This is a genomic window from Streptococcus mitis ATCC 6249, from assembly GCF_000146585.1.
GTDB lineage: Bacteria > Bacillota > Bacilli > Lactobacillales > Streptococcaceae > Streptococcus > Streptococcus mitis_AZ.
Window position 1 is genome coordinate 1,360,395 of sequence record NZ_GL397179.1, and the last position, 24,826, is coordinate 1,385,220.

Genomic DNA, 24,826 nt, shown 5'->3' on the forward strand with positions numbered 1-24,826 from the left:
TGCTTACTCCTACTTCCGGTACATTTTAAACTGGAGGAAGAGGTCGCTATATTTGCCTGTCCATTTATGGTCAAATTTCTCATAAACTTCTAGGTGTTTCATGGTGTCAGCGTCTGGATAGAAGGCCTTGTCTTCTTTTGTCTCCTCTGGGAGCATTTCCTTGGCTGGTAGGTTTGGTGTTGAGTAGCCCACATACTCGGCATTTTTCAGAGCATTTTCGGGTTTCAACATAAAGTTGATAAAGGCATAGGCGGCATCTTGGTTTTTCACGGTTTTTGGAATGACCATGTTATCAAACCAGAGATTGCTGGCCTCAGTCGGAACGACATACTTGAGGTTAGGATTTTTCTCCAACATCTGGCTGGCTTCCCCAGAAAAGGTCACACCGATGGCAGCATTGTTCTGGATCATGTAACCCTTCATCTCATCCGCCACAATGGCCTTGATATTTGGAGTCAGTTTGTAGAGTTTGTCTACCGTTTCTTCCAACTGCTGAGGATCCTTTGAGTTGAGACTGTAACCGAGTGAGTTAAGCCCGAGTCCCAGCACCTCACGCGCCCCATCAAAGAGCATGATAGAATCCTTGTATTCTGGTTTCCAGAGGTCATCCCAATGCTCAGGCGCCTCATCTATCATGGTTTCATTGTAAACAATTCCCAAGGTCCCCCAGAAATAAGGGATGGAGAATTTATTACCCGGGTCAAAAGACTGGTTGAGGAACTCAGGTCCGATATTTTCGATTCCTTCAATTTTTGAATAATCAAGAGGAACCAAGAGGTCTTCGTCCTTCATCTTATTAATCATGTACTCACTCGGGATGGCAATATCGTAGGTTGTTCCACCCTGCTTAATCTTGGTATACATGGCTTCGTTAGAATCAAAGGTCTCATACTGTACTTGGATGCCTGTTTCTTCTGTGAATTTCTCCAAAAGTTCGGGATCAATGTAGTCTCCCCAGTTGTAGATAACCAGTTTTTGACTATCTCGACTGTTGATTTTACTGTCTAGATGATGAGCAATCCCCCACAAGACAAGGATAATCGCTACAATTCCTACTAAAAATGAATAGAGTTTTTTCATGCTTGCTCCTCCTTCTCACGTGAGATAAAGTAATAACCTACAACTAGGATAATACTAAAGAGAAAGACGAGGGCAGACAGGGCATTGATTTCTAGCGAAATCCCTTTACGAGCACGAGAGTAAATCTCGACTGACAGGGTTGAAAAGCCATTTCCCGTCACAAAGAAGGTCACGGCAAAGTCATCCAGCGAATAGGTGAAGGCCATGAAATAACCCGCAATGATTGACGGCGTCAGATAAGGGAGCATAATTTCCTTGAACATTTGGAACTGACTAGCACCAAGGTCATAAGCCGCGTGAATCATATCATCATTCATCTCCTTGAGACGAGGCAAGACCATCAAGACCACGATTGGGATGGAGAAGGCCACGTGACTAGATAGAACTGTCAAAAAGCCAAGTGAAAACTTAAGCTGGGTAAAGAGAATCAAGAAGCTAGCACCAATCATAACGTCAGGCGCAACCATGAGGATATTATTGAGTGATAAAAAGGCTTCTTGGTATTTCTTACGAGACTGGTAGATGTAAATGGCACCGAAAGTCCCGATAATGGTCGCTATCAAGGCTGATAGAAAGGCCAAGAAAAAGGTTTGGGTGAGGATCAACATGAGACGGCCATCACCAAACATGGTTTTAAAATGGCTCAAGCTAAAACCAGTAAAGCTGTTCATATCATCGCCAGCATTAAAGGCATAGCCAATCAAGTAAAAGATTGGCAAATATAGGATGATGAAGACAAAGGCTAGGTAGAGATTAGCAAATTTTTTCATCGTTCTCTCCTTTCCTTGGTCACCCACATGGTGAGAAACATGGTCAGGATGAGGATCACACCGATGGTAGAACCCATTCCATAGTTGTCATTTGTAAGGAAGTTCTGCTCAATAGCCGTTCCCAGTGTGATAACGCGGTTCCCACCAATCAAACGTGTCAGCATGAAGAGACTCAAGCTGGGGATAAAGACCGACTGAACCCCACTTCTCACTCCATTCATTGATAGAGGGAAGATAACGTGGCGGAAAGTTTCCCACTTGGTCGCACCGAGGTCATAACTGGCATTGATAAGATTGTTATCCATATCATCCAAGACATTGAAGATGGGCAAAATCATAAATGGAAGCTCGATGTAGCTTGCGACAAAGATAAAGGAGAAATCGGTAAAGAGCAACTGCTGCGAACCGATTCCAATAAATTCCAAAAATTGGTTAATGGAGCCATTTTGACCAAAAATCCCGATAAAAGCATAAGCCTTGAGGAGCAGATTAATCCAAGTCGGCAAGATAATCAGCATGAGCCAGAGTTGACGGTGCTTGAGACGAGTCAAAAAGAGGGCTGTTGGATAGCTGATAAGAAGTGTCACTAGAGTTACAATCCCAGCATAGAGCACAGAGTTGAAACTCATTTTAAGATAGGTCAAGTTTTGTGACGCAAAGTAGGATTTATAGTTTTCTAAACTAAACTGCCCTTCGATGTTGAAAAAGGATTGACCGAAAATCAAGACCAAGGGTGCGAGAACAAAGAGGGCAATCCAAAGCATGTAGGGCACTACAAAGAGTTTAGAGGTTGTTTTCTTCATCTCTTTCCTCCTCGATCGCGTTAATCAGACCTGCTTCTTGCTCTTCGATTTCTACGTATTCTTCGATACGAGCATCGAACTCTTCTTCGGTTTCGTTGAGACGCATGATGTGGATGTCTTCTGGTTCAAAGTCCAGACCGATTTCCTCACCCACAATGGCCTTACGAGTCGAGTGGATCATCCATTCATTTCCGAGCTCGTCATAGGCGATAATCTCGTAGTGAACCCCACGGAAAAGCTGAGTATCCACCTTAACTTGGAGCTTGCCTTCTTCAGGAAGAGTGATGCGCAAGTCCTCTGGACGAATAACAACTTCCACAGGTTCGTTTGGCTTCATCCCACCATCGACCGCTTCAAATCGTTTGCCGTTAAACTCGACCAAGTAGTCTTCAATCATGGTTCCTGGCAAGATATTTGACTCACCGATAAAGGTCGCAACAAAATGGTTGATCGGCTCATCATAGATATCCACAGGCGTTCCTGACTGGACAATCTCGCCATCATTCATAACGAAAATCCAGTCACTCATAGCCAGAGCTTCTTCCTGATCGTGAGTGACAAAGACAAAGGTTATTCCCAATCGTTGTTGCAGTTCACGCAGTTCGTACTGCATGTCTGTCCGCAATTTCAAGTCCAGCGCTGACAAAGGCTCATCCAACAAAACCACACGGGGTTGGTTGATAATGGCACGGGCAATGGCTACACGCTGACGTTGTCCTCCAGAGAGTTTGCGGATGGAACGCTTCTCGTAACCTTCCAGCTGGACCATCTTGAGAACTTCCGCTACACGCTGCTCGATTTCTTTCTTGTCGACTTTACGCAAGCGGAGAGGAAAGGCAACATTTTCAAACACATTCATATGTGGAAACAAGGCATAGGATTGGAAGACCGTATGGACGTCTCGCTTATTGGTTGGGATGTCGTTAATCCGTACCCCATCCAGTAAAATATCCCCTGTCGTCGCATCTAGTAAACCTGCAATGATGTTTAAGATGGTTGATTTCCCAGAACCTGATGCACCTAGTAGTGTATAGAACTTCCCTTCTTCCAACTCAAAGTTAATGTCTTTGAGAACCTTGGTGTTGCTGTCTTCAAAAACTTTAGAGACGTTTTTGAATTCAATAATTGGTTTTTTCAATTCCTCTAAATTCCTTCTTCTTCGTAAATTAACAGATTGGGACCTTGTTAGAATGCTATACACAAGCGTAGGAAATAAATTGACCTAAACCTCATTTAGCGATAAAATCCCAATCTTTGAATGCTATGTAAAAATAATGTTATTCGTGTTCACCTAAGATACGAACTTCTCGCTCTAAGGTAACACCTGAATGTTCTTTAACTTTTTCAATGACAGACTCAATTAAGTCTTCATAATCTCTTGCAGTCCCATCGGCTACATTAATCATAAAACCTGCATGTTTTTCTGAGACTTCGACACCACCGATACGGTAGCCCTTCAAACCAGCTTCTGAAATCAACTGACCTGCAAAATGCCCCACTGGACGCTTAAAGACTGAACCACAAGATGGGTATTCTAGAGGTTGTTTGAGTTCGCGAAGGTGCGTCAAGCGGTCCATCTCTTGCTTGATAACCTGATGATTTCCTGGAGCTAGGGCAAATTTAGCTGACAAGACAATGGCCCCAGAATCCTGAATAGCTGAATGGCGGTAACCAAAAGCCAAATCCTTGGCAGATAAGGTCTCGATTTCCCCTTCCTTGGTCAAAATTTGACAAGACTGCAAGATATGGGCAATCTCTCCTCCGTAGGCACCTGCATTCATAAAGACAGCGCCTCCGATGCTCCCTGGAATCCCGCAAGCAAACTCAAAACCAGTCAAACTATGACGAAGGGCAATACGTGTCGTTTCGATCAAGTTGGCTCCTGCTTCTGCTTCGATGGTATAGCCATCAACCGAAACGTTATTAAGCTTATCGCACAAGATGACAAAACCACGGATTCCACCTTCACGAACAATGATATTACTGGCATTTCCTAGCACCATCCAGGGAATATTCTCTTGATTGGCAAATTGGACTACACGGGCCATCTCATAGCGATTACGTGGCAAAACTAGGTAATCCGCTCGACCTCCAACCTTGGTATAGGTATAGGTCTTCAAAGGTTCCTTAAAACGAATATCGATTCCTTCTAATTGTTCTTGTATTTTAGTTACTAATGTCATATCTCTCATCCTTTTGTAAAGTCATTTCATTATACCATTTTTAAAGGCTTTTGACGAACCGAAAAATGGAAGTATCAAAGCATTGCATAAAAAAAGAGGTGAACCTCTTTTTATGATGATTTTTTCCAAAATGTAGATTTTGTTAGCCAGACAAAGACTAGAAGTTCTACGAAAAGAATGAACTCAACTAGAAGCGGATTTGCAATCCGGCCTACCTGAGATAAGGCTGGAGCCAAGTCAAACAAGGCATGCAAACCATAGGCAGCAAGGAGGTAGATCCATTTCTTTTGACGAACACTTTGATAGACCCAGATAGAGAGACCAATTTGCAGAACCAGAGCAAGCACACGCTCAACTCCTAGTAAATAAACCTGCCATACAGAAAGAGACTGGACCGTTTCGAGTGTCGTCTTTGGAAGAAGATTGGCTACATCAGTATTTGAGGACTGGATGAGTGAAAAGAGGATCAACAAACTGATCAAGCTTCCCATTCCGAGATAGAGCATCTCCAAGCCCCCATGTCCCAAACCATAAGCCAAAGCATCTCGATCTTCTAGCCTTCTCTTTTTCTCCAACCATTTAAAAAAGACAAGACGAGCTGTTTCCTCAAAGAGGGCAGCCATAGCGATTCCATAAAGGACGTATAAGAAAGGCTGCTCCTGCATGAGCGGAATGGTTCCGTCTTTTTGCGGATGGAGTACCAGAAGATGAACCATCTTCTCTAACACTTGAGAAGAAACGAAAAATGCGATTGCCCCCAAGCCCATCACTGCAAGAGAGATTTTAAACCGTTTTTTGGCATACCAAGTTCCACCTACTAGAATGAGAACTAAAGCGATCATGGTGAGGATAATATGTAATGTCATCTTTTTCTCCTATTCTGACTTATCAATATCTTTCTTCATCTCGTCAACGTTAAATTTAGCAAATAAATACTGGCGATCTTGGACTGGAAAACGTTGGTCCAATTGATCAACAGCTCCCACCTCGATCATTCCTTCTTTGATAACAAAGTCCATCACATGCCCACCAAAGGTCAAATCATCTGAGATAAAGTGCAAATGGTAACCCGCCACGCTCACTCCATGGAAAATCTCTGGTGTCCAAAATCCAACGATGGTTCCTGATACATTTTCACGACTATATTCAGGTTGGTGAGTCGCTACATCAGCAAACTTGGTATCAGGTGTGGATTTGGGAATCATTCGTACATGCATGTGGGCAAATTCCCCATGAATCTTGATGGAACGAAAGAGATTTTCCCCATCATAGTAGGACTCAATTCGCTTTTCCAATTCTTTATCTGTCATCTCAAAGCGCTGGCGGAAAATCACTTCTGCCTGATGGGGAACAACTGCCGCATAAGGGATAAGGGCATCAGGTGCAACTTCTACAATTTCAGGTTGCTCCCCTGAACCTTTGGCTTGATAAGCCTTGCCATCAAGGACAATTAATTCTCCATCAATCGAATCAAGGGTTCCCAAACCAAGGTCACCATGTTCCAACAATTCTCCCACTGTCATGGTTCCACCATAGAGACCAGCCATTAGGGCACCTAGAGTATTGTATTGAAATAATTTAACCGGTTCCTGCACTTTTCTATCCATTCTCTTTCTTATCTTCTTTTCAATGAATCATCATACTTTCTAAGTATACCACATTTGCTCCTAGATGTGAAAGGGAGAAATGCTTTTCCCATTGCCAAGCAGGCAAAAAAAAGGTACAATGTAACAAAATCAACGGAGGTCTGGAATGAAGAAAGAAAGTAAATACCAAGCAGTTGTTTCCTTTCTAAAAAAGGGGATCGAATCAGGAAAATTTCCAACAGGTAGCCGGCTTCCCTCCATCCGTCAACTGAGCCAAGACTTCCACTGTAGCAAGGACACTATCCAACGAGCCCTACTGGAATTACGCCATGAACAATACCTCTATGCCAAACCCCAAAGTGGCTACTATGTTCTAGAACAAGGACAGCACCAAGACTTGGAAATCGAAGTCACTGACGAACATGCCAGTGCCTATGATGACTTCCGACTCTGTGTCAATGAAACTCTAATAGGCCGAGAAAACTACCTCTTCAACTACTATGACAACCAAGAGGGCCTTGAGGAACTCAGACAATCTGTCCATCAACTCCTCTTTGACCAAGCCCTCTACTGCAAACCCGACCAACTGGTTCTAACATCTGGCACCCAGCAAGCTCTCTTTATCCTTTCTCAGATTAACTTTCCTAGCGAGGGAGAGGAGATTTTGGTCGAACAGCCGACCTACCACCGAATGAACCGCCTCTTGGTCGCTCAGGGATTGGCCTACAGGACCATCGAACGTCGAATCGATGGGATTGACCTTGACGAACTAGAAGAACAGTTCAAATCTGGAAAAATCAAGTTCTTCTATACCATACCTCGCTTCCACTATCCTCTTGGTCATTCCTATTCTGATCAGGAAAAAAAGGCCATACTGGATCTAGCAAACCAGTATGGTGTTTACATCGTCGAGGATGACTATCTAGGAGACTTAGATCCTAGAAAGGGTCAAACCTTCCACTATCTGGATACTAAGGATCGAGTCATTTATATCAAGTCCTTCTCAACCAGTCTCTTTCCAGCCCTTCGTATTACCGCCCTCATTCTCCCAAATGCTCTAAAAGAGACCTTTGTTTCCTACAAAAATATCCTGGACTATGACAGCAATCTCATCATGCAAAAGGCGCTCTCTCTTTACATCGACAGTCAGTTATTTGAAAAAAATCGACTGGCCAGACTGACCCTTCAAGAGAACTATCAGACTCGGATGAAGGAGCTACTTGAAAAAAACACCTGTCCCTTGCCCTACTATCCTCTACACGATGGCCTTCTCCTTGATTTGAGACACTATCCTAAAATCGCCAGTTTAAAGCATAGCTCACTCAAACTAGACTTTTTTGAGAAGGCTTATTTGGATGCCTGTCCTTATCAGTTCGCCAAAGTCACTCTTGAAAATCTAGAAGAGCTATTAGAATACATAAAAGCAGAATTGGATTAAAGTCCAACTCTGCTTTTTCTTATTGTTCAACTTCTGTTAGTTTTGCTGCCTTTTCAAGATAAGTTTGATAGGTTCCGTCATCTTTCAGTTTTTGGATAACCTTATCGACTACAGCTTTCAAGTCTGATTGATCCTTCTTGATAGCAACGGCATTGGCTTCGCCATCTTTCATCGTCAAATTAACAGATGCAACGACAATGTCTGAGTTTTTACCTGCGTAGCTAAGAGCAACTGGTTCATCCATATGAACAGCATCCACTTTTCCAGCCTGCAATTCATTGACGGCTTCCCCCATATTGGTCAAGGATGTCAACTGGGCATTTGGCAATTGTTCCTTCACCATAGTTTCTGGAACAGTTCCCTTTTGAGCAGCGATATTGGCACTTGCGAGGCTTGAAAGATCCTTGTATTTGTCTAAATCGGCTTTTCTAACTAAGAAACTCATCTTGTTTTCATAGTAAGGGATTGAAAAGTCAAAGACTTCCTTTCTCTCATCTGTGGCACTAATTCCTGCAATGGCTAAGTCAGCCTTTCCAGTTTGAAGGCTGGTCAAAACATTGTCAAAACTCATGCTAGAGATTTCAAGTTTAACCCCGAGCTCATCCGCAATCGCTTGAGCCATATCAATATCTGCCCCAACCACTTGGTTTTTACCATCTACCAAGGCTTGGAATTCAAATGGCGCATAGTCTGGGCTGGTCGCAACAACTAGCTTCCCTTTTTGTTTGATAGCATCCACAGCAGACTGGGAACTATCCGTACTGGATTGACAAGCTACTAAAATCATGCTGGCTAGCATGCTACACACAGCTAATATCCATTTCTTGAATTTCATAAATAAACATCCTTTCTGTTATTTCTGAATAATTATAACTCATTTGAAACTGCTTGTCAACGTTTTTCTTGCATTTTCATAAAATATAGTTACAAAAAATAGAAATTCAGAGATTAGTTTATCTATCTATTGGGAACTTATTTTCAAAAAAATCATTTATCATATCTTGATGTTGCTGGTTTACAATTTCAATGTTTTGTATATCTATATGATCAAAAAATCCTAATTCTAAAGTTTCATCACTTGAAAAAAAGTTTGTAGAGATAGAAGTTTTAGATGAAACTAAATACAAAATCGTTAGCACTTGAGCTTCATCGCCATTCGGATAACTATCTGAATATTTAGTATAAACATTTAAGAGTTTTTCCGCTCTCACTTCGATTCCCGTTTCTTCATAAAACTCTCGCACTAAAGCTTCTAAAGCCGATTCACCTAATTCAATAGCACCACCTGGTAATCCCCACGTTCCTTTATCTGCTCGTTTTTGTAATAAAATTTTTCCTGATTGACTTAATATTCCACAGGTAAAATTTAAAATTATTTTATCTTTTCCTACTTTTTTTCTTATATTCTGTATGTAGTCCATTACTCACCTCTGATAAAAGAAACCATCAATACAACGAAAGCTTACTATTAAAAAGTAAGCTTTCACAATCATTTTATCATTTGAATACTTTATAATTCAACAATCTTACCTGTTTCAAAGTAAACAACCCATTCACAGATATTTTTTGCGTAGTCTCCGATACGTTCCAAGAAGGAAATAACCTGGAAGTAATCGCGTCCTGTAACAATGGCTTCAGGATTTTTCTTGATTTCTTCTGTAGCCAGTTCACGAATGCTATCAAAGTAATGGTTGATTTTTTCATCCATAGCCGCCACCTCGTAGGCTTGATCCACAGAACCATTCAGATAGAGATCCAGAGCTGCTTCGACGAAGTTCTTCACATCGCGACCCATCTGTTTGATTTCTTCTTCAACGGCAGGGATACGTTGCTCTCCTTTCATACGAATGGTCGCCTCAGCGATAGACACTGCATGATCTCCCATGCGTTCCACGTCTGACACTGCCTTTAGAACGGTCAAGACGGTACGAAGGTCTTGCGAAACAGGTTGCTGAAGGGCAATAATTTCAAATGATTTCTTCTCCAGCTTAATTTCATATTCATTCACTTCCGCATCTTTGTCGATAACTTCTTTAGCTAGATCACGGTCATGAGTGACAAAGGCACGCACTGTACGATTGATCTGCGAAAGCACTTCTTGTCCCATTGCGTAGAACTGGTTGTGCAATTTCTCTAAATCTTCTTCAAATTGAGATCGTAACATCATTCAACTCCTTATCCAAATTTTCCTGTAATATAGTCTTCTGTTTCCTTGTTTTGTGGGTCTAGGAACATCTTCTTCGTATCGTTAAACTCGATCAAATCTCCATCTAGGAAAAATCCTGTTTTATCAGAGATACGTGAGGCTTGTTGCATGGAACGCGTTACCAAGAGCATGGTGTATTTATCTTTCAGACCATACAAGGTTTCCTCAATCTTACCTGCAGAAATAGGATCCAAAGCTGAAGTTGGTTCATCTAAGAGGATAATTTTCGGACTGGTTGCTAGGACACGAGCAACACAAACACGTTGTTGTTGTCCACCAGAGAGACCAATGGCCGAATCATGCAAACGATCCTTTACTTCATCCCAGATAGAAGCACGTTGCAAGGCCGTTTCTACTGCTTCATCAAGAACTTGCTTGTCCTTAACCCCATTGATACGTAGACCATAGACAACATTTTCGTAGATAGACATAGGGAAGGGATTGGGTTGTTGAAAGACCATCCCAATTTCCTTACGCAATTCAACCGTATCAGTGCGAGGACTGTAGATATTGTGACCATTATAGACCACTGATCCAGTTGTTGTCACCTCAGGGTTTAAATCTCCCATGCGGTTGATGGCCTTGAGAAGAGTTGACTTCCCCGAACCTGACGGACCAATGAGGGCGGTTATCTCCTTGGGTTGGAAAGAAAGGGAAACACTATTCAAGGCCTTCTTTTTATTGTAATAAACGGACAGGTCTTTAATCTGTAAAATCGCTTCTGACATACCGTTTCCTTTCTAACCAAAGTGTCCCGTTACATAGTCATTGGTTGACTGTAACTTAGCATTTTGGAAAATATTGGATGTCTTATCATACTCAATCAAATCACCCAGGTAGAAAAATCCTGTGTAGTCACTTGCACGCGCAGCCTGTTGCATACTGTGGGTAACGATGATAATGGTAAAGTCCTTCTTCAATTCCAACATGGTTTCTTCCAACTGGGCTGTCGCAATCGGATCCAAGGCTGACGCCGGTTCATCCATCAAGAGGATATCTGGCTTAACAGAGATGGCGCGAGCGATACAGAGACGTTGTTGCTGACCTCCAGAAAGCATCAAGGCTGATTTGTGAAGGTCATCTTTGACCTGATCCCAAAGGGCAGCCTGTCTTAGAGAAGTTTCTACAATTTCATCAAGGACTTTCTTATCCTTAACACCTGCACGTTCATGGGCAAAAGTGATGTTACGGTAAATAGACTTGGCAAATGGATTTGGACGTTGAAAGACCATTCCGATATGCTTGCGCATCTCATAGACATTGATTTCTGGACGGTTGACGTCAATCCCTCGGTAGAGGATTTGACCTGTGACCTTGGCAATATCAATAGTATCATTCATCCGATTGAGACTGCGAAGATAAGTAGATTTCCCTGATCCAGAAGGACCAATCAAGGCTGTAATTTTATTTTTTTCAAATTGCATATCGATGCCCTTGATGGATTCATTTTTACCGTAGTAAACATGTAAATCCTTGGTAGAGAGGGCCACTTTTTCTTCAGGAAAGGTGATGATATGCTTTTCATCCCAGTTATATTTTGACATGGCTTCTCCTTTAGGCAGCGGTTAATTTCTTATGTAAATAGCTTCCGAGTTTGCGAGCTCCAAAGTTAAAAATCAAGATAAAGATGAGGAGCACAGCAGCAGAACCAGCTGACACGATAGTAGCATCAGGAATGGTTCCTTCACTGTTGACTTTCCAGATGTGGACAGCCAAGGTTTCTGCTTGACGGAAGATTGAGATAGGACTGGTAACACTGAGGATATTCCAGTTAGACCAGTCTAGGGCTGGTGCAGACTGTCCCGCCGTATAGATAAGAGCGGCGGCTTCACCAAAGATACAACCAGATGCCAAGACAACACCTGTTACAATACCTGGAAGGGCTTCTGGAATGACAACATGAACAACTGTCTCCCAACGAGAAATTCCGAGGGCCAGACCAGCCTCACGTTGCGTATGGTGAACGTGTCTCAAACTGTCCTCAACATTTCGAGTCATCTGAGGCAGGTTAAAGACGGTCAAAGCCAAGGCACCTGAAATAATGGAAAATCCATACTGAAACTGGACTACAAAGATCAAGTAACCAAAGAGACCCACAACGACCGACGGTAAAGAAGACAATATTTCGATACAGGTACGAATAAAATTGGTCACAGGCCCTTTTTTGGCATACTCAGCTAGGAAAATCCCCGCTCCCATGGATAAAGGAACAGAAATAACCAAGGTAATAACCAAAAGGAAGAAGGAATTATAAAGCTGAATCCCGATACCTCCACCTGCTTGATAGGAAGAAGATTTTCCAGTCAAGAAGGACCAAGAGATATGCGGTAACCCTCTCACCAAGATATAGAGAATCAAAGATGCCAAGATGGTCACGATGATACCCGCGATGGTATAGAGGACAGCTGTTGCAAGTTTATCTAATTTCTTAGCGTGCATAGTTTTTCTTTCCTCTTTCTTTCGTAATCAATTTAATCACACTGTTAAAGGCCAAACTCATCAAGAGCAATACCAAGGCCAGTGACCAGAGTACGTTATTATCAACTGTACCCATGACGGTATTTCCGATACCCATAGTCAAAACAGAAGTCAAAGTCGCAGCTGGCGTTGTTAGCGAGGTTGGGATAACTGCTGAGTTTCCGACCACCATCTGAATAGCAAGGGCTTCACCAAAGGCACGTGCCATCCCAAAGACCACTGCTGTAAAAATACCTGAACGCGCTGCTTTCAAGGTCACACGCCAGATGGTTTGCCAGCGAGTCGCTCCCATGGCTAAACTAGCTTCACGGTAATGCCGAGGAACAGCACGCAAGCTGTCTGTTGTCATAAAGGTTACAGTTGGTAGGATCATGACAAAAAGAACGAAAATCCCTGACAAGATCCCAAAACCAGTTCCACCAAAGACACTACGAACAAATGGAACCACAACCTGCAAACCGATAAATCCATAGACGACTGAAGGAATCCCGACGAGAAGTTCAATGGCTGGTTGCAAAATCTTAGCACCTTTTGGTGATACTTCTGTCATAAAAACTGCAGCACCAATAGCAAAGGGAGTTGCAATCAGGGCTGACAAAATCGTCACAATAAAGGAACCCAAAATCATTGGCAGGGCACCAAATTGTTTCCCTGAAGGATTCCAAGTTTGTCCAAAGAGGAAATCAAAGATGTTCACCCCATTGACAAAGAAGGTCGATAAGCCTTTCTGCGCTACAAAAATCAAAATCATCGCCACAATGATGACAATTAAAGAAAGACAGGCGAAAGTCAATCCTTTACCAAACTTCTCAAGTCGAGAGTTCTTTGAAGGAGAGAGCAATTTTTTTGAAAGTTCTTCTTGATTCATTATTGACTCCCTTCTGTCACTGTCACTGTACCTGACGCATCTTTTTGGACTTTCATTTCATTGATGGAAATATAGCCCATGCCCTTAACAATTCCAGTTTGGGCTTCGTCTGAGAGGATGAATTTTAAAAATTCAGCTGCCAACTCATTCGGCTGACCTAGGGTATACATGTGTTCATAAGACCACAAAGGCCAGTTGTTGGTTGTTACATTTTCAGTTGTTGGCTCATAGCCATTGAGCTTCATGGTCTTGACCGAGTCATCCACATAGGCAAAGGCAAGATAAGAAATGGCTCCTGGAGTTTGGGAGACAATGGACTTGACCATTCCATTAGAATCCTGTTCTTGGCTCTGCATTGCCGCTTGACCATTCATAACCACCGTATCAAACGTCGCTCGTGAACCAGAACTTGCTGCTCGGTTGATGATTGAAATGGCCAAGTCTTTGCCCCCAACTTCTTTCCAGTTGGTCACTTCACCTGTAAAGATTTTGCGAAGTTGCTCAATTGTCAGATTTTCAACAGTCACTTCTTTGTTCACAATTACTGCCAGACCAGCTACTGCAACCTTATGGTCCACAAGCGCTGAAGCGTCAATTCCATCTTTTTCCTCCGCAAAAACGTCAGAGTTTCCAATATCAACCGCTCCTGACTGCACTTGGGAAAGTCCTGTTCCTGAGCCTCCACCTTGAACGTTGACTGTTTTTCCAATGTTTCTTGAACCAAATTCGTCTGCTGCGGCTTCGACCAGAGGCTGAAGGGCAGTTGAACCGACAGCTGTCATGGTTTCTCCACGATCAATCCAGCTTGCACATCCCGCTAGAGAACCTACAAGCAAAAGTGTCGCTAGAGATAGGACGAGCTTTTTTCTTTTTTTCACTATTTTTCTCCTTGAACATAATGATGAATGTTCTGATTTCTTTCAGTTCCTATCATGACAATCAGTGATGATAGGATTTGGTTTACGATTTATAGACTGGAAGCCCCTTGAGGACCAGTCAATTCATCACATAATATAAGTAAAAATGAAAGACTATCAGAAAAAACCCATACTTCCAATATAACATAGAATAGATTCTTTGACTAGCTTTTTCACTTGAATCTGAGGCCTTTTGGATAATAATTTTTCAAAACATTTCCAGTAACTTTTGCAAAGCCCAGTCCGTTTCCTTGGACCACAACTTGATACCAGCCATTTGGTAGACTGTCAGCTAGCTGAACTGTTTCCCCAGCCACATATTTTACAAAGTCCTCATCCTTGATTTCGACCCTTTGTTTTACTTGACTTGGTTTCAAGGCTAATCCCAGAGCAAAGCTTGGTTCGAAGCGTTTCTTCTTAAAAGTACCCAAATGAAGTCCATTTCGGGCAATTTTGAGTTTCCCTAGATCAGGTAATATCTCTGGCAAGAGATAGAGTTGGTCTCCAAAAGTTTGTAGAAGGCCAGTTAGTGATATTTTGAGATGTTTTTGGGTAAACTCTTGCCACAAGCTCTGCTGTTCGCGACTGAGATTAGTCTTGCTGGCTTTGAATTTGGCTGCTGGATTTTCTCCCTTAAACTGCAAATGGGCAACAAACTGACCTTCTCCCTTAAAATGATGAGGATACATCCGCGCCGTTTCAGGAAGATTAATTCCTGCTACCATACCATTCACATGCTCAACTGGAAGCAGTTCAAAATCATAAGTATCCAGCAACCAGTGGACGATTTCTTCATTTTCCTCTGGTGCCCAAGTACAGGTCGAATAAACTAAACGGCCACCTTCTGCAAGCATGGTCACTGCATCTTCTAAAATTTCTCTTTGGAGACTGGCACATTGGCTAGGATAATCGGTACTCCAATAATCCATGGCCTCTGGCTGCTTACGAAACATGCCTTCACCCGAGCAAGGTGCATCAAGGACAATCACATCAAAGTAACCTTTAAAAACCTTGGCCAAGCGGTCAGCAGATTCATTAGTCACAACAACATTTGTCGCTCCAAATCGCTCCATATTTTCCACTAAAATCTTAGCACGCTTGCTTGAAATTTCGTTGGAAACAAGGATACCCTGATTAGCCAGATAAGCTGCCAATTGAGTGGATTTTCCACCTGGTGCTGCCGCCAAATCCAATACCTTCATGCCAGGATTTGGTTGAGCCACCTGGGCTACCATTTGGGCCGCCGGTTCTTGAGAATAGACTAGACCTGTCGCGTGCTCTGGAGACTTTCCAGAGACCTTACCATAATGCCCCCAAGGTGTATGAGGAATGGCATCTGCAAACGATAGCTGACTTTCTTTTAAGGGATTAACCCGAAAAGCCGATACTGCTTCCTGTTTAAAAGAGGCAAGAAAATCTCTTGCCTCATCTTCTAGTATCGCTTCATATTTTTCAACAAATCCTTCTGGAAATTGCATTTAGTTTTCTTTCCTTTCGTAGATATAAGACTGAATCTCTTCTTGCATCTCGATTGGCACCATCATGACTGGCTGACGTGTTTGAAAATCAACAGGCTCACCAGAAACAGTCAGAAGACGATACCCTAGACTTTCCCCTAGGATACTTGCAGCAGCGTAATCCCAAGGTTGCAAATAGGTAATATAAGTCAGCAGTCGACCAGACAAAACCTTGGCAAAACTAATTGCTGCACTACCATAGACACGAACTCCCAACGCTGCTCGACCCAAATCAGCCAAGCCCCATTCATTGATTTCAAACATGCCTGAGTTACCAGCCACTAAAAATTCTTGAAGAGACTTCTTTTTAAAAGTTGGTAAGGCCTCATTATTACGACATGGAGGAAAGGCACCACCACCATGGTAACAATCCCCTTTCATAACATCATAAATGATACCAAATTTCCCAACCCCATTCTCAAAGTAGGCCAACATCACGGCAAAATCTTCCTGCTGGGCAACAAAATTATTGGTACCGTCAATGGGATCAATCACCCAAACATTCCCCTGGCCGACTGCCGTACGCAAACAGCCCTCTTCCGCGCAAATCAAATCTTCTGGATAAGATACTAAAATTCTACCAACCAAGAGATCCTGAACTTCCTTATCCAAACGCGTCACCAAGTCGGTAGGTGAAGATTTTCGCTCGACCTGCAAATCTTCTTGCATGTGGGCCAAAATGTAATCTGCAGCTTCTTGCACAATCTGTTTGGCAAATTCAAATTTAGTTTCCAAGAGAAATCTTCCCTTCTCTTTTTTCTTTTGCTGATTGAACTGCATGATAGAAGGAATAACCGCTCGCTGTCTCAAATTCGCGACCTAAACGTTTTTCTTCGCTTTTGCTCGGAACCACAGACTTAAATTTCTTGTAAGAATCTAGTAGTTTTTTAGCTTCTACCTTGTCTTCATAGGCAGCTTCAACATCATTAAAAAAAGAAAGCACTGAAGCAAGTTCTTCAGTGCTCCACGACAAATCTAGTGGGTAACTATACTGTTTGTTCATCTATCCAATACCAGCTCTCAATGTTGCTTCTTTCAATTCTTGTTTACGGTAACTACGAGGGAGAAAAGCACGAATCTCATCTTCATTAAAACCGATCTGCATGCGTTTGGTATCTATAATAATTGGACGACGCAAAAGACTAGGATATTGCTCAATCAACTGAAGCAACTCCGATACCGAAATACTCTCTACATCAATATCCAATTTTTGGAAAATTTTTGAACGAGTTGAAATGATGTCATCAGTACCATTTTCGGTCAAGGAAAGAATGTGTTGCAATTCTTTTCTTGTTAAAGGACTGGTCATAATATTATGCTCTTGAAAGGGCACTTTATGCGTCTCTAACCAGGCCTTTGCCTTACGACATGATGTACAGCTCGGTGATAAAAATAGTGTAATCATGCTTTTCTCTTCTTTATCTAAACTTTGCTGTTTCTATTATACAAAAAAATAAAGCGCTTGGCTAGCTATTTTGGGAAAAAAAGCCTATTTTTTCATAGAAAATAGGCTTTTTCTGATAGAATTTGAAGGCTTTACAAATTTATCTTTAGGATAACCTATCAATAAAAATGAAAGCGATTAGATTCTCTCATTATTTATTAAAAGTACAGAATGTTATCTACTATTTTCTTAAAGCTTTGACAAGAAGGAAACTGAATATTCCTTCATACAAAACAAAGAAAAGTACAAAGGCATGGAGGAAGAAAATCTCTGGTAAAATCAGAATAACTCGATCCTTTGCTGGATCAAAAAGCCAAGTATCATCTCCCCAAAAGAGAATCTGATGGAAAAGCGTAAAAAATTGCTCGAACCCAATCAACACTCCTACAAGCCCAATGGCGAGAGGCAATAGCACTAGGGTCAGGATACTTTTACGATATAGTGCTAAAAAGCCTTTTTTGACAATCTTTTTAACAAAGAAATAGAAACTTGGAAGTGTCACCAAAGTGACCAGCTGAACCAAGTGGAAGAGATTCTTCACCACCGCAAAGTGGTGTAAACCAGCCGCTGACGAACGAAAATCCGGCATCTCTAAGACCGGACTAAAGGGATTGGTCAGGTAATTCATCAAGATATGAAAATTGTACTGAATGGTTTCGGGCTTTAGATAGACTCGATCCGCTAAGTTCAGCCACTGAATCTCCATGGGATAGAAAATCCATGCCAGATAAATGGTTAAGAGAATAGAAATGGAAAGGAGAAAGAGCATACTTCCCCAAAAAGTCAGTTTAGTTCTCATCAAAATTCCACTCCGCAAGGCTAGACACCACATGAGTTGGTGCGATTGGCAGGTCCGCTACTTCTTCTGCCTTGGTAAAACCTGTCGTCACCAAGAGCGTTGGAATACCATTGTCAATCCCTGCTCGGATATCTGTCAGGTAGTTGTCCCCAACCATAAGCAAGTCTTCTCGATCCAAGCCCAAATGCTCAACTGCCTTGTCCATGATGATGGCATTCGGTTTTCCGATATAAACCGGTTTGACCCGTGTAGCTGCCTCAAGAAGTGTTACCAGTGAACCAGCACCTGGCAAGAGACCACGCTCTGTTGGGATATTGAGGTCAGGATTGGTTCCGATAAAGTGGGCACCCTTTTGGATAGCTAGGGTCGCCGTAGCAAATTTTTCATAGTCGACTTGCCAGTCCAGTCCAACTACCACATAGGCAGGATTTTGCTTGTCTTCGACATAACCGGCCGCCTGAATGGCATCCTTGAGTCCTGCTTCTCCGATAACATAGACTGTCTTTTCTAGTCCCAAGTCATTCATATAGTCGATGGTTGCCAAAGTTGCCGTGTAGACAGTTGATAGAGGCGTGTTGATATTAAAATTCTGAGTCAACATCTCTTGAACACTCTCAGGAGTACGAGTTGTATTGTTGGTTACAAAGAGATAAGGAATTTCTCGCTTTTGCAATTCATGCACAAAAGCCTCACCCGCGGGAATCCGGTTTTTTCCCTTATAAATGGTTCCGTCTAAATCAATTAAATAACCTTTATAAGCCATATCGTCCTTTCTAATTCGTTTCAATTTCTTGCCAAGTAATCATAGCTTGGGCATTAATCTCACCATCACTGGTAATCTGATGCTTGCTTTCTAGTCCCTTGAGTTCATAAGCTGAGGCAATCATGCCACCTGGCCGCACTTCTTTGACATACTTGAGATTGATTTTCTTTGGAATATAGTTGGTTAGAAAATCGGCCCCCATGACCTCAAAAATCCAATCTAGGTATTTACTATTATTGACATGACCATTCATATCCAAATCGTAAAAACGAACATGGTAGTCTTTACTGATAGGATCTTCTAGATTTGTATACTTTGGCCCACGGATCAGTTTTTTATCAAACTCAGACTGATAAGGCGCAACAATCTCAGGCTCGACTCCATGAACTTTCCGACTATTGCGGTCCATGAGAACAAAGGTTGCCAACATGTGAATCATTTCTTGACCTGCTTCATCGTAGAGAGTGAAGCGACGATAGCAAAAGAGACGATTGTAGCTCAAGGCTTCCGTTTCAATCGTAATCTCCTCAGCAAAGCGAGGCAAACGTGCCACGTCAATCTCATAATCTGTGATAATCCAGACCAGATTGTAGCGTTCCAAGACGTCCTTGTCACTGACTCCCAGCTCAATCGATTGCATACCTGATACTTGCAGGGACAGCAAAATCACATCTGGAAGTTTGATATGACCGTTCATGTCCGCCATATCAAAAGGAATTTTCATTTTCATCTGATAAGTTAAGCCCATCGTTCTACTCCAAAATAAATCGTTCTGCTACAGTGTCTCCCAAGAAGAGACCTCTCTTTGTCATTCGGACACGATCACCGTCAATCTGCATGAGACCTTGTTGAACCAATTCTCTAATGATTTCGCCATAAAGTCCATCAAAGGATCGTCCAAATTTTTCCTCAAATCGCGCCATGGAAACCCCGGATTTTTTCCGGAGACCTAGGAACATTTCTTCTTCCATCTGCTCCGTTTGACTCAGGTGTTCTTCTGTAATCCGAGCATTTCCTGCCTCTACCGCATTGAGATAGTGGCGGATAGGACCATGATTTTTATAACGCACCCCGTTCACATAACCTGAAGCACCCGCACCGATACCATAATACTCGGCATTGTCCCAGTACATGAGATTGTGGCGACTTTCAAAGCCAGGCTTAGAGAAATTTGAAATCTCATAATGTTCAAAACCAGCTCGCTCAAGCTCTGTAATGATGTATTCAAACATTTCAGCTTCTAGCTCCTCCTTAGGCAGAGGCAGTTTCCCACGTCGCATACGGTTCATAAAGACCGTATGGTTTTCCAAAATCAAGCTATAAAGGCTCATATGAGGAATGTCAAGCGAAATTGCCTTCGCGACATTGTCCTTGACCTGAGCCATAGTTTGACCGGGTAGAGCATAAATCAAGTCAATGGAGATATTGTCAAAACCAGCCAATTTAAGACGGTCGATATTTTCATAAATATCCTTCTCCAAATGACTGCGCCCAATCTTTTTCAGCATTTTGTCATCAAAAGTCTGCACACCTAGAGAGACACGATTGACTGGCGAGTTTTTCAAAACCGCAATCTTATCCGCGTCCAGATCTCCTGGGTTGGCCTCAATGGTCAACTCTTCTAAGACCGACAAGTCCAAGTTTTTAGTCAAGCCATCCAAGAGCACTTCTAGTTGCGGAGCTGACAGGGCTGTTGGTGTCCCACCTCCAATGTAGAGGGTTCGCAATTTTTGGATATCATAAGAACGAAACTCTTCAAGTAGATGTTCCAGATAACTATCTACTGGTTGATTCTTAATAAACACCTTTGAAAAGTCACAATAATAACAAATCTGTGTACAAAAGGGAATATGCACATAGGCTGACGTTGGTTTTTTCTGCATAGTATTTATTATACCACAAAGACTGCTTTCCAGATAAAAATCACCATCTCCAGAACCAGAGATGGTGATGTTTTATTCTTCTGTAATATCAATAATAATCTCTTCTTCGTCTTCTACGATATCTGGAGTTGTTGACTGATCTTGCCACTGCTCCTTGAGATTGTTAAAGGTTTCCTTTGACGCTTCTGTCGCTTGTCGTGCACATGTTTTGGCTTGATCAAGGACACTGTCAAAAGTGATTTCACCAGATTCTACTTGTTCCTTTGTTTTCAGCACAAAGTCCGTTGCTTGTTCCTTCACTTCTGTCAATTTCTCACAGACTTGCTCTTTGGCATATTCTGGATCTTCTCTCAAATCATCTAGAAAATCTTGAGCTTGACTGCAAATTTGCTTGCCCTTGTCACTGGTTAAGAACAAGGCCAGAGCTGCACCTGAAACGGTTCCTAAAAGGATAGAGGATAGTTTTCCCATGAGATTTCTCCTTATTTATTTTTTGAAAAATTTACTTGCGACACGAAGAGCTGACAAGCCTGCACCCGTTTTAATGGTCTTTGAACCAGCAGATGAAGCTTTTTTGCCTAAAACACGTGCATGTTGGTTGAGATCAGATACTGACTCAGACAAGTCTGCTACAGCCGTAAAGAGTGGATCAATCGTCGCAACCTTAACATTGATATCGTCAACCAAGACATTAACTTTTACCAACAATTCATTGGTATGATGTAAGGTAACATCTACATCTGAAGACAAGGTTTTGATGGTTTTCTCCGTCTCATCAATCATTCGACCTGCTTTTTGAATGGTAATAGTCAAATAGACTAAACAAACGATCAACGCAATGGCAACAAGAATATAAGCAACTTCTAACATTTAGTTTTCCTCCTCAGTATGATAGAAAGGGGCTTTCTTTCGATTTTGATAAAGTATGATGTAAACACCTAGTCCAATGAGGACAACTGATAACCATTGGGAAACTCGCAGGCCAAAGAACATAAGACTATCTGTTCGCATTCCTTCTATGATCATACGACCAAAACCATACCAAATCAAGTAGAAAGCAGTGATATGACCACGTCTGATTCCCTTTAATTTTCTTCTAAAAATCAGAATCAAAGCAAAACCAATCAGATTCCAAACTGACTCATACAAGAAGGTCGGCTGACGGTAGCTACCGTCAATGTACATCTGATCACGAATGAAGCCTGGCAAATAATCCAGACTATCTACTGCCGCACCGTAGGCTTCTTGGTTAAAGAAATTTCCCCAGCGGCCTAAACTTTGGGCAATCAGAACGCTCGGAGCCGCAATATCTAGAAAGTCCCAAGTATTGATTAGTTTTCTATCCGCAAAGATATAAAGTACAATAGCTCCTGCTATCAAACCACCATAAATGGCCAAACCACCATTCCAGATGGCAATCACATCACCTGGATTTTGAAGATAGTAATCTAAGCGGAAGAGTACATAGTAAAGTCTGGCACCTAAAATTGCAACAGGAAAAGCAATTAAGATAAAATCTAGAATGTCATCTGACAAAATCTTCTTTTTAGGAGCTTCTTTCATGGCAAGATAGACTGCCAAGACCAAGCCTGCCACAATACATAGGGCATACCAACGAATGGAAAAAGGTCCGATTTCAAATGCAACTGGATTAATCATGTTTCACCTCATTTTGAGCGATCAGATTTGTCAAACGTTCTTCAAATAAACGTGTCGCATCAAAGCCCATTTCCTTAGCACGATAGTTCATTGCTGCCGCCTCAATAACAACAGAGATATTGCGTCCTGTTTTTACCGGGATGCGGATACGTGGAATAGCTACACCAGAAACTTCTAATTCTTCGGCATTGTTTCCTAGACGGTCAAAAGTCTTATGGGTATCGTAATTTTCCAAATAGACAGCTAGTTGAACTTGTGAAGAATCTTTTACAGCGCTTGCTCCATAGAGACTCATAACATCAATAATCCCAACTCCACGAATCTCAAGCAGATGCCTTAAAATTTCAGCTGGTTCTCCCCAAAGAGTCATCTCATCCTTAGAATAAATATCGACACGGTCATCCGCTACTAGACGATGGCCACGCTTCACGAGTTCTAGACCTGTCTCACTCTTACCGATACCACTATCCCCTTGGATCAAGACTCCCATGCCATAGATATCCATCAAAACACCATGTACACTGGTACGTTTAGCTAAACGGGAATCAAGATAACTAGATAACTCTCCAGACAAACGGCTGGTTGCTGTCCGACTGGTCAAAATCGCAATCTTACATTCTCTAGCAGCCTTCAACATTTCTTCTGGAACTACCAAACCACGAGCTACGATGACCGCTGGTGTTTCTGGCAGAAACATTTTTTTCAAAACTTGATAACGGTTTTGAGAAGGCATACTAACCAAATAGGACCACTCCTTCATCCCCAAAAGCTGGATCCTTTCTGGAGTGTAGTAATCAAAATAGCCCGTCATTTCAAGACCAGGTCTCGTAATGTCCGCCGTGTTGATTTCTTTTTCAAGCAATTCGCCTTCGCCGTATACAATATCTAGTCTGAGCTTTTCAATTACTTCTCTTACTAAAACCGACATAATTTCCTCCTTCAATCGAGTTCTCCTTACTATTATATCAAATTGTAGTTGGAAGTTTCCTTTTTTTGCAGGATTTACAGTATTTATTTGAAAATAAAAAGACTAGACAAGTCTAGCCTTTCATTTCAAATTAGAATTTTTTACGTTTACGAGCTGCTTCTGATTTACGTTTACGTTTTACAGAAGGTTTTTCATAGAATTCACGTTTGCGTGTTTCTTGAAGAGTACCAGCTTTAGTAACCGCACGTTTGAAACGACGAAGTGCATCGTCAAGAGATTCATTCTTACGTACTACTGTTTTAGACATTTTTTTCACTCCCTTCAAGTTCAAGATCTATTCCATTTTACACGCAAAATGAATAATTGTCAAGGGAAAACTGACATAAACTTATATTATCTTCCCTTTTCTTTTTAAAAGGGACAACGTATTAGAATAGATGTCATAATAGCGAAAAAAATTATTTTAATCCTGTTCAGAAACAACTTTTATTTCTTTATCATTTACAATAACAGCTTGTAAATTGTTCATTCGCATTAAGTCGAGCTGATTTTTATAGGTTTCAAAGGTCTTCTTGCTACTATCAGTAAAAGGTTCCTCGCCATAATGTGGAAGGATATAAAAATCCACTTCATCCAATCCCGTTGTATCCGATAACTCTTTCGCTACCGTCTTGTCGTCCATGAGCTTATTGTAGTCAATATCCTTGGCGGTAATGATAGCCCCTGCTGATTCTCCCACATAGATCAGCCCATCTCTTATTTGTTCTTTGATAAGAGATAGGAGTTGTTTTTTCTTTAATTCTTGTAATAAATAAAAGGTATTCCCGCCTGAGATATAAAGGATCTTACTTTGAAAAATCTTTGCCTGAGCAGTTTCTAGATCACAAGAAGCAATATCTAGAACCTCTATCTCAAATCCTAAATCCCTGAATGTTTGCTGAGCCTCATCGATATAGGCAGTATAGTCCTCTTTGTTCCCAGCGGTAGGAATAAATAAAACCTTGTCTTCTAGATTCTTTTCCTTTGCATAATCGCTAAAAAGCTTTTTGACTCCAGCAAAGTATGAACATAAAAATAATTGTTTCATGATTGTACCTCCATTAATGTTTAACAATTTTATAAAGGAGCCATGATCCCTTTCTTTGACTAGTTACGAGCTTAAAGCCTACTGATAACAAGAATCGTCTAAATGCTTCTTCGCTTTGGACCTCTGGTAAAAAGTAAGACAACTTGTTATATTCACAAGCCAGTAAGAGCAGCCCGTCTGATTTGAGTATTCATCAAAGTTCCATAAAAGAAGCCTCTAGATCCTGCCAATAAAAGTGAGTTTGAAAAGCTGTGATTAAATCAAACTTCGAGCCTTCTCTAAATAACTCTATTATACCACTTTAGTAGAATAGTGGACAATTGAGGCAAAATGGCTGAACAATTTTCAAACTAATTACCAAAAAGAGAGAACCAATTGGTTCTCTCTTTCTGTTAGACTGACATCTTCTTAGATAGT

General features: G+C 41.6%; 30 protein-coding genes and 1 pseudogene. 1 reads left to right on the top strand and 30 read right to left on the bottom strand.

Going from position 1 to position 24,826, the window contains the following annotated elements; genetic code table 11:
• Positions 1 to 9: 9 nt before the first annotated feature.
• The 7 genes from HMPREF8571_RS08375 to budA all read right to left on the bottom strand — a co-directional run bounded on the left by HMPREF8571_RS08375 (position 10) and on the right by budA (position 6,443).
• Positions 10 to 1,080: an ABC transporter substrate-binding protein gene (locus HMPREF8571_RS08375; protein ID WP_000737969.1), complete on the bottom strand. Its 1,071-nt coding sequence runs from the start codon at positions 1,078 to 1,080 to the stop codon at positions 10 to 12.
• On the bottom strand, positions 1,077 to 1,850 hold the full coding sequence (locus HMPREF8571_RS08380) for an ABC transporter permease (RefSeq protein ID WP_000712716.1): 774 nt from the start codon (positions 1,848 to 1,850) through the stop codon (positions 1,077 to 1,079). The genes HMPREF8571_RS08375 and HMPREF8571_RS08380 overlap by 4 nt, the downstream gene beginning before the upstream one ends.
• Positions 1,847 to 2,653, bottom strand: coding sequence for an ABC transporter permease (locus HMPREF8571_RS08385; protein WP_000754115.1), 807 nt, complete (start codon positions 2,651 to 2,653; stop codon positions 1,847 to 1,849). The genes HMPREF8571_RS08380 and HMPREF8571_RS08385 overlap by 4 nt, the downstream gene beginning before the upstream one ends.
• Positions 2,634 to 3,791: an ABC transporter ATP-binding protein gene (locus HMPREF8571_RS08390; protein ID WP_000742905.1), complete on the bottom strand. Its 1,158-nt coding sequence runs from the start codon at positions 3,789 to 3,791 to the stop codon at positions 2,634 to 2,636. Before HMPREF8571_RS08390 ends, HMPREF8571_RS08385 begins: the two co-directional genes overlap by 20 nt.
• 139 nt (positions 3,792 to 3,930) lie before the next feature.
• Positions 3,931 to 4,836 (bottom strand): UDP-N-acetylmuramate dehydrogenase, encoded by a 906-nt coding sequence (gene murB, locus HMPREF8571_RS08395; RefSeq protein ID WP_000177103.1) that lies wholly within the window; start codon positions 4,834 to 4,836, stop codon positions 3,931 to 3,933.
• A 110-nt stretch (positions 4,837 to 4,946) separates the two neighbouring features.
• Positions 4,947 to 5,702 (bottom strand): YhfC family intramembrane metalloprotease, encoded by a 756-nt coding sequence (locus HMPREF8571_RS08400; RefSeq protein WP_000172437.1) that lies wholly within the window; start codon positions 5,700 to 5,702, stop codon positions 4,947 to 4,949.
• 9 nt (positions 5,703 to 5,711) lie between these two features.
• Positions 5,712 to 6,443, bottom strand: coding sequence for an acetolactate decarboxylase (budA, locus tag HMPREF8571_RS08405; RefSeq protein ID WP_000375399.1), 732 nt, complete (start codon positions 6,441 to 6,443; stop codon positions 5,712 to 5,714).
• Between the two features lie 145 nt (positions 6,444 to 6,588).
• Between budA and HMPREF8571_RS08410 the strand changes: the two genes are divergently transcribed.
• Entirely contained in the window at positions 6,589 to 7,860 is a 1,272-nt protein-coding gene (locus HMPREF8571_RS08410) for a PLP-dependent aminotransferase family protein (RefSeq protein WP_000712265.1), read from the top strand.
• Between the two features lie 19 nt (positions 7,861 to 7,879).
• Here the strand turns inward: HMPREF8571_RS08410 and HMPREF8571_RS08415 are convergent, their stop codons facing one another.
• The 23 genes and pseudogenes from HMPREF8571_RS08415 to HMPREF8571_RS11510 all read right to left on the bottom strand — a co-directional run.
• Positions 7,880 to 8,695, bottom strand: a complete 816-nt coding sequence (locus tag HMPREF8571_RS08415) for an ABC transporter substrate-binding protein (RefSeq protein ID WP_004240278.1) — start codon at positions 8,693 to 8,695, stop codon at positions 7,880 to 7,882.
• Between the two features lie 118 nt (positions 8,696 to 8,813).
• Positions 8,814 to 9,281: an NUDIX hydrolase gene (locus HMPREF8571_RS08420; RefSeq protein WP_000384566.1), complete on the bottom strand. Its 468-nt coding sequence runs from the start codon at positions 9,279 to 9,281 to the stop codon at positions 8,814 to 8,816.
• Between the two features lie 89 nt (positions 9,282 to 9,370).
• Entirely contained in the window at positions 9,371 to 10,024 is a 654-nt protein-coding gene (phoU, locus tag HMPREF8571_RS08425; protein ID WP_000946457.1) for a phosphate signaling complex protein PhoU, read from the bottom strand.
• An 11-nt stretch (positions 10,025 to 10,035) separates the two neighbouring features.
• Positions 10,036 to 10,794, bottom strand: a complete 759-nt coding sequence (gene pstB, locus HMPREF8571_RS08430) for a phosphate ABC transporter ATP-binding protein PstB (RefSeq protein WP_001287325.1) — start codon at positions 10,792 to 10,794, stop codon at positions 10,036 to 10,038.
• A 12-nt stretch (positions 10,795 to 10,806) separates the two neighbouring features.
• A complete protein-coding gene (gene pstB / locus HMPREF8571_RS08435) occupies positions 10,807 to 11,610 on the bottom strand; it encodes a phosphate ABC transporter ATP-binding protein PstB (RefSeq protein WP_000049851.1) in 804 nt (267 codons plus the stop codon).
• A gap of 10 nt (positions 11,611 to 11,620) precedes the next feature.
• Positions 11,621 to 12,505, bottom strand: coding sequence for a phosphate ABC transporter permease PstA (pstA, locus tag HMPREF8571_RS08440; RefSeq protein WP_000543057.1), 885 nt, complete (start codon positions 12,503 to 12,505; stop codon positions 11,621 to 11,623).
• A complete protein-coding gene (gene pstC, locus HMPREF8571_RS08445) occupies positions 12,495 to 13,412 on the bottom strand; it encodes a phosphate ABC transporter permease subunit PstC (RefSeq protein WP_001070944.1) in 918 nt (305 codons plus the stop codon). Before pstC ends, pstA begins: the two co-directional genes overlap by 11 nt.
• Positions 13,412 to 14,290, bottom strand: a complete 879-nt coding sequence (locus HMPREF8571_RS08450; RefSeq protein WP_000746356.1) for a phosphate ABC transporter substrate-binding protein PstS — start codon at positions 14,288 to 14,290, stop codon at positions 13,412 to 13,414. The genes pstC and HMPREF8571_RS08450 overlap by 1 nt, the downstream gene beginning before the upstream one ends.
• A 212-nt stretch (positions 14,291 to 14,502) precedes the next feature.
• A complete protein-coding gene (locus HMPREF8571_RS08455; protein ID WP_001160230.1) occupies positions 14,503 to 15,807 on the bottom strand; it encodes an RsmF rRNA methyltransferase first C-terminal domain-containing protein in 1,305 nt (434 codons plus the stop codon).
• Positions 15,808 to 16,581, bottom strand: coding sequence for an inositol monophosphatase family protein (locus HMPREF8571_RS08460; RefSeq protein ID WP_000448246.1), 774 nt, complete (start codon positions 16,579 to 16,581; stop codon positions 15,808 to 15,810).
• Complete coding sequence (locus HMPREF8571_RS08465; protein WP_001041964.1) at positions 16,571 to 16,849, bottom strand: UPF0223 family protein; 279 nt, start codon at positions 16,847 to 16,849, stop codon at positions 16,571 to 16,573. The genes HMPREF8571_RS08460 and HMPREF8571_RS08465 overlap by 11 nt, the downstream gene beginning before the upstream one ends.
• Complete coding sequence (locus HMPREF8571_RS08470; RefSeq protein ID WP_000631261.1) at positions 16,850 to 17,251, bottom strand: Spx/MgsR family RNA polymerase-binding regulatory protein; 402 nt, start codon at positions 17,249 to 17,251, stop codon at positions 16,850 to 16,852.
• Between the two features lie 220 nt (positions 17,252 to 17,471).
• Positions 17,472 to 18,089, bottom strand: a complete 618-nt coding sequence (locus HMPREF8571_RS08475) for a TIGR01906 family membrane protein (protein WP_001259363.1) — start codon at positions 18,087 to 18,089, stop codon at positions 17,472 to 17,474.
• Positions 18,079 to 18,852 (bottom strand): TIGR01457 family HAD-type hydrolase, encoded by a 774-nt coding sequence (locus HMPREF8571_RS08480; RefSeq protein ID WP_000323541.1) that lies wholly within the window; start codon positions 18,850 to 18,852, stop codon positions 18,079 to 18,081. Before HMPREF8571_RS08480 ends, HMPREF8571_RS08475 begins: the two co-directional genes overlap by 11 nt.
• Before the next feature lie 10 nt (positions 18,853 to 18,862).
• Positions 18,863 to 19,600 carry an acyl-[acyl-carrier-protein] thioesterase gene (locus HMPREF8571_RS08485; RefSeq protein ID WP_000524800.1) on the bottom strand — a complete coding sequence of 246 codons (738 nt, stop codon included), beginning with the start codon at positions 19,598 to 19,600 and terminating at the stop codon, positions 18,863 to 18,865.
• 4 nt (positions 19,601 to 19,604) lie between these two features.
• Positions 19,605 to 20,735 carry a radical SAM family heme chaperone HemW gene (gene hemW, locus HMPREF8571_RS08490; RefSeq protein ID WP_001170085.1) on the bottom strand — a complete coding sequence of 377 codons (1,131 nt, stop codon included), beginning with the start codon at positions 20,733 to 20,735 and terminating at the stop codon, positions 19,605 to 19,607.
• 72 nt (positions 20,736 to 20,807) lie between these two features.
• Complete coding sequence (locus tag HMPREF8571_RS08495; RefSeq protein ID WP_000517363.1) at positions 20,808 to 21,206, bottom strand: YtxH domain-containing protein; 399 nt, start codon at positions 21,204 to 21,206, stop codon at positions 20,808 to 20,810.
• Between the two features lie 15 nt (positions 21,207 to 21,221).
• On the bottom strand, positions 21,222 to 21,605 hold the full coding sequence (locus HMPREF8571_RS08500; RefSeq protein ID WP_000895024.1) for a DUF948 domain-containing protein: 384 nt from the start codon (positions 21,603 to 21,605) through the stop codon (positions 21,222 to 21,224).
• Entirely contained in the window at positions 21,606 to 22,394 is a 789-nt protein-coding gene (lgt, locus tag HMPREF8571_RS08505; protein WP_000609721.1) for a prolipoprotein diacylglyceryl transferase, read from the bottom strand.
• The gene (gene hprK, locus HMPREF8571_RS08510; RefSeq protein ID WP_000115193.1) at positions 22,387 to 23,322 is read right to left on the bottom strand and encodes an HPr(Ser) kinase/phosphatase; all 936 of its coding nucleotides are present in this window, start codon (positions 23,320 to 23,322) and stop codon (positions 22,387 to 22,389) included. The genes lgt and hprK overlap by 8 nt, the downstream gene beginning before the upstream one ends.
• 130 nt (positions 23,323 to 23,452) lie before the next feature.
• Positions 23,453 to 23,629, bottom strand: coding sequence for a 30S ribosomal protein S21 (gene rpsU, locus HMPREF8571_RS08515; RefSeq protein ID WP_000048054.1), 177 nt, complete (start codon positions 23,627 to 23,629; stop codon positions 23,453 to 23,455).
• 156 nt (positions 23,630 to 23,785) lie between these two features.
• Positions 23,786 to 24,409, bottom strand: a complete 624-nt coding sequence (locus tag HMPREF8571_RS08520; RefSeq protein ID WP_000811170.1) for a Type 1 glutamine amidotransferase-like domain-containing protein — start codon at positions 24,407 to 24,409, stop codon at positions 23,786 to 23,788.
• A 13-nt stretch (positions 24,410 to 24,422) separates the two neighbouring features.
• Positions 24,423 to 24,674, bottom strand: a pseudogene (locus tag HMPREF8571_RS11510) (SAM-dependent methyltransferase); the annotation flags it as partial.
• Positions 24,675 to 24,826: the final 152 nt, after the last annotated feature.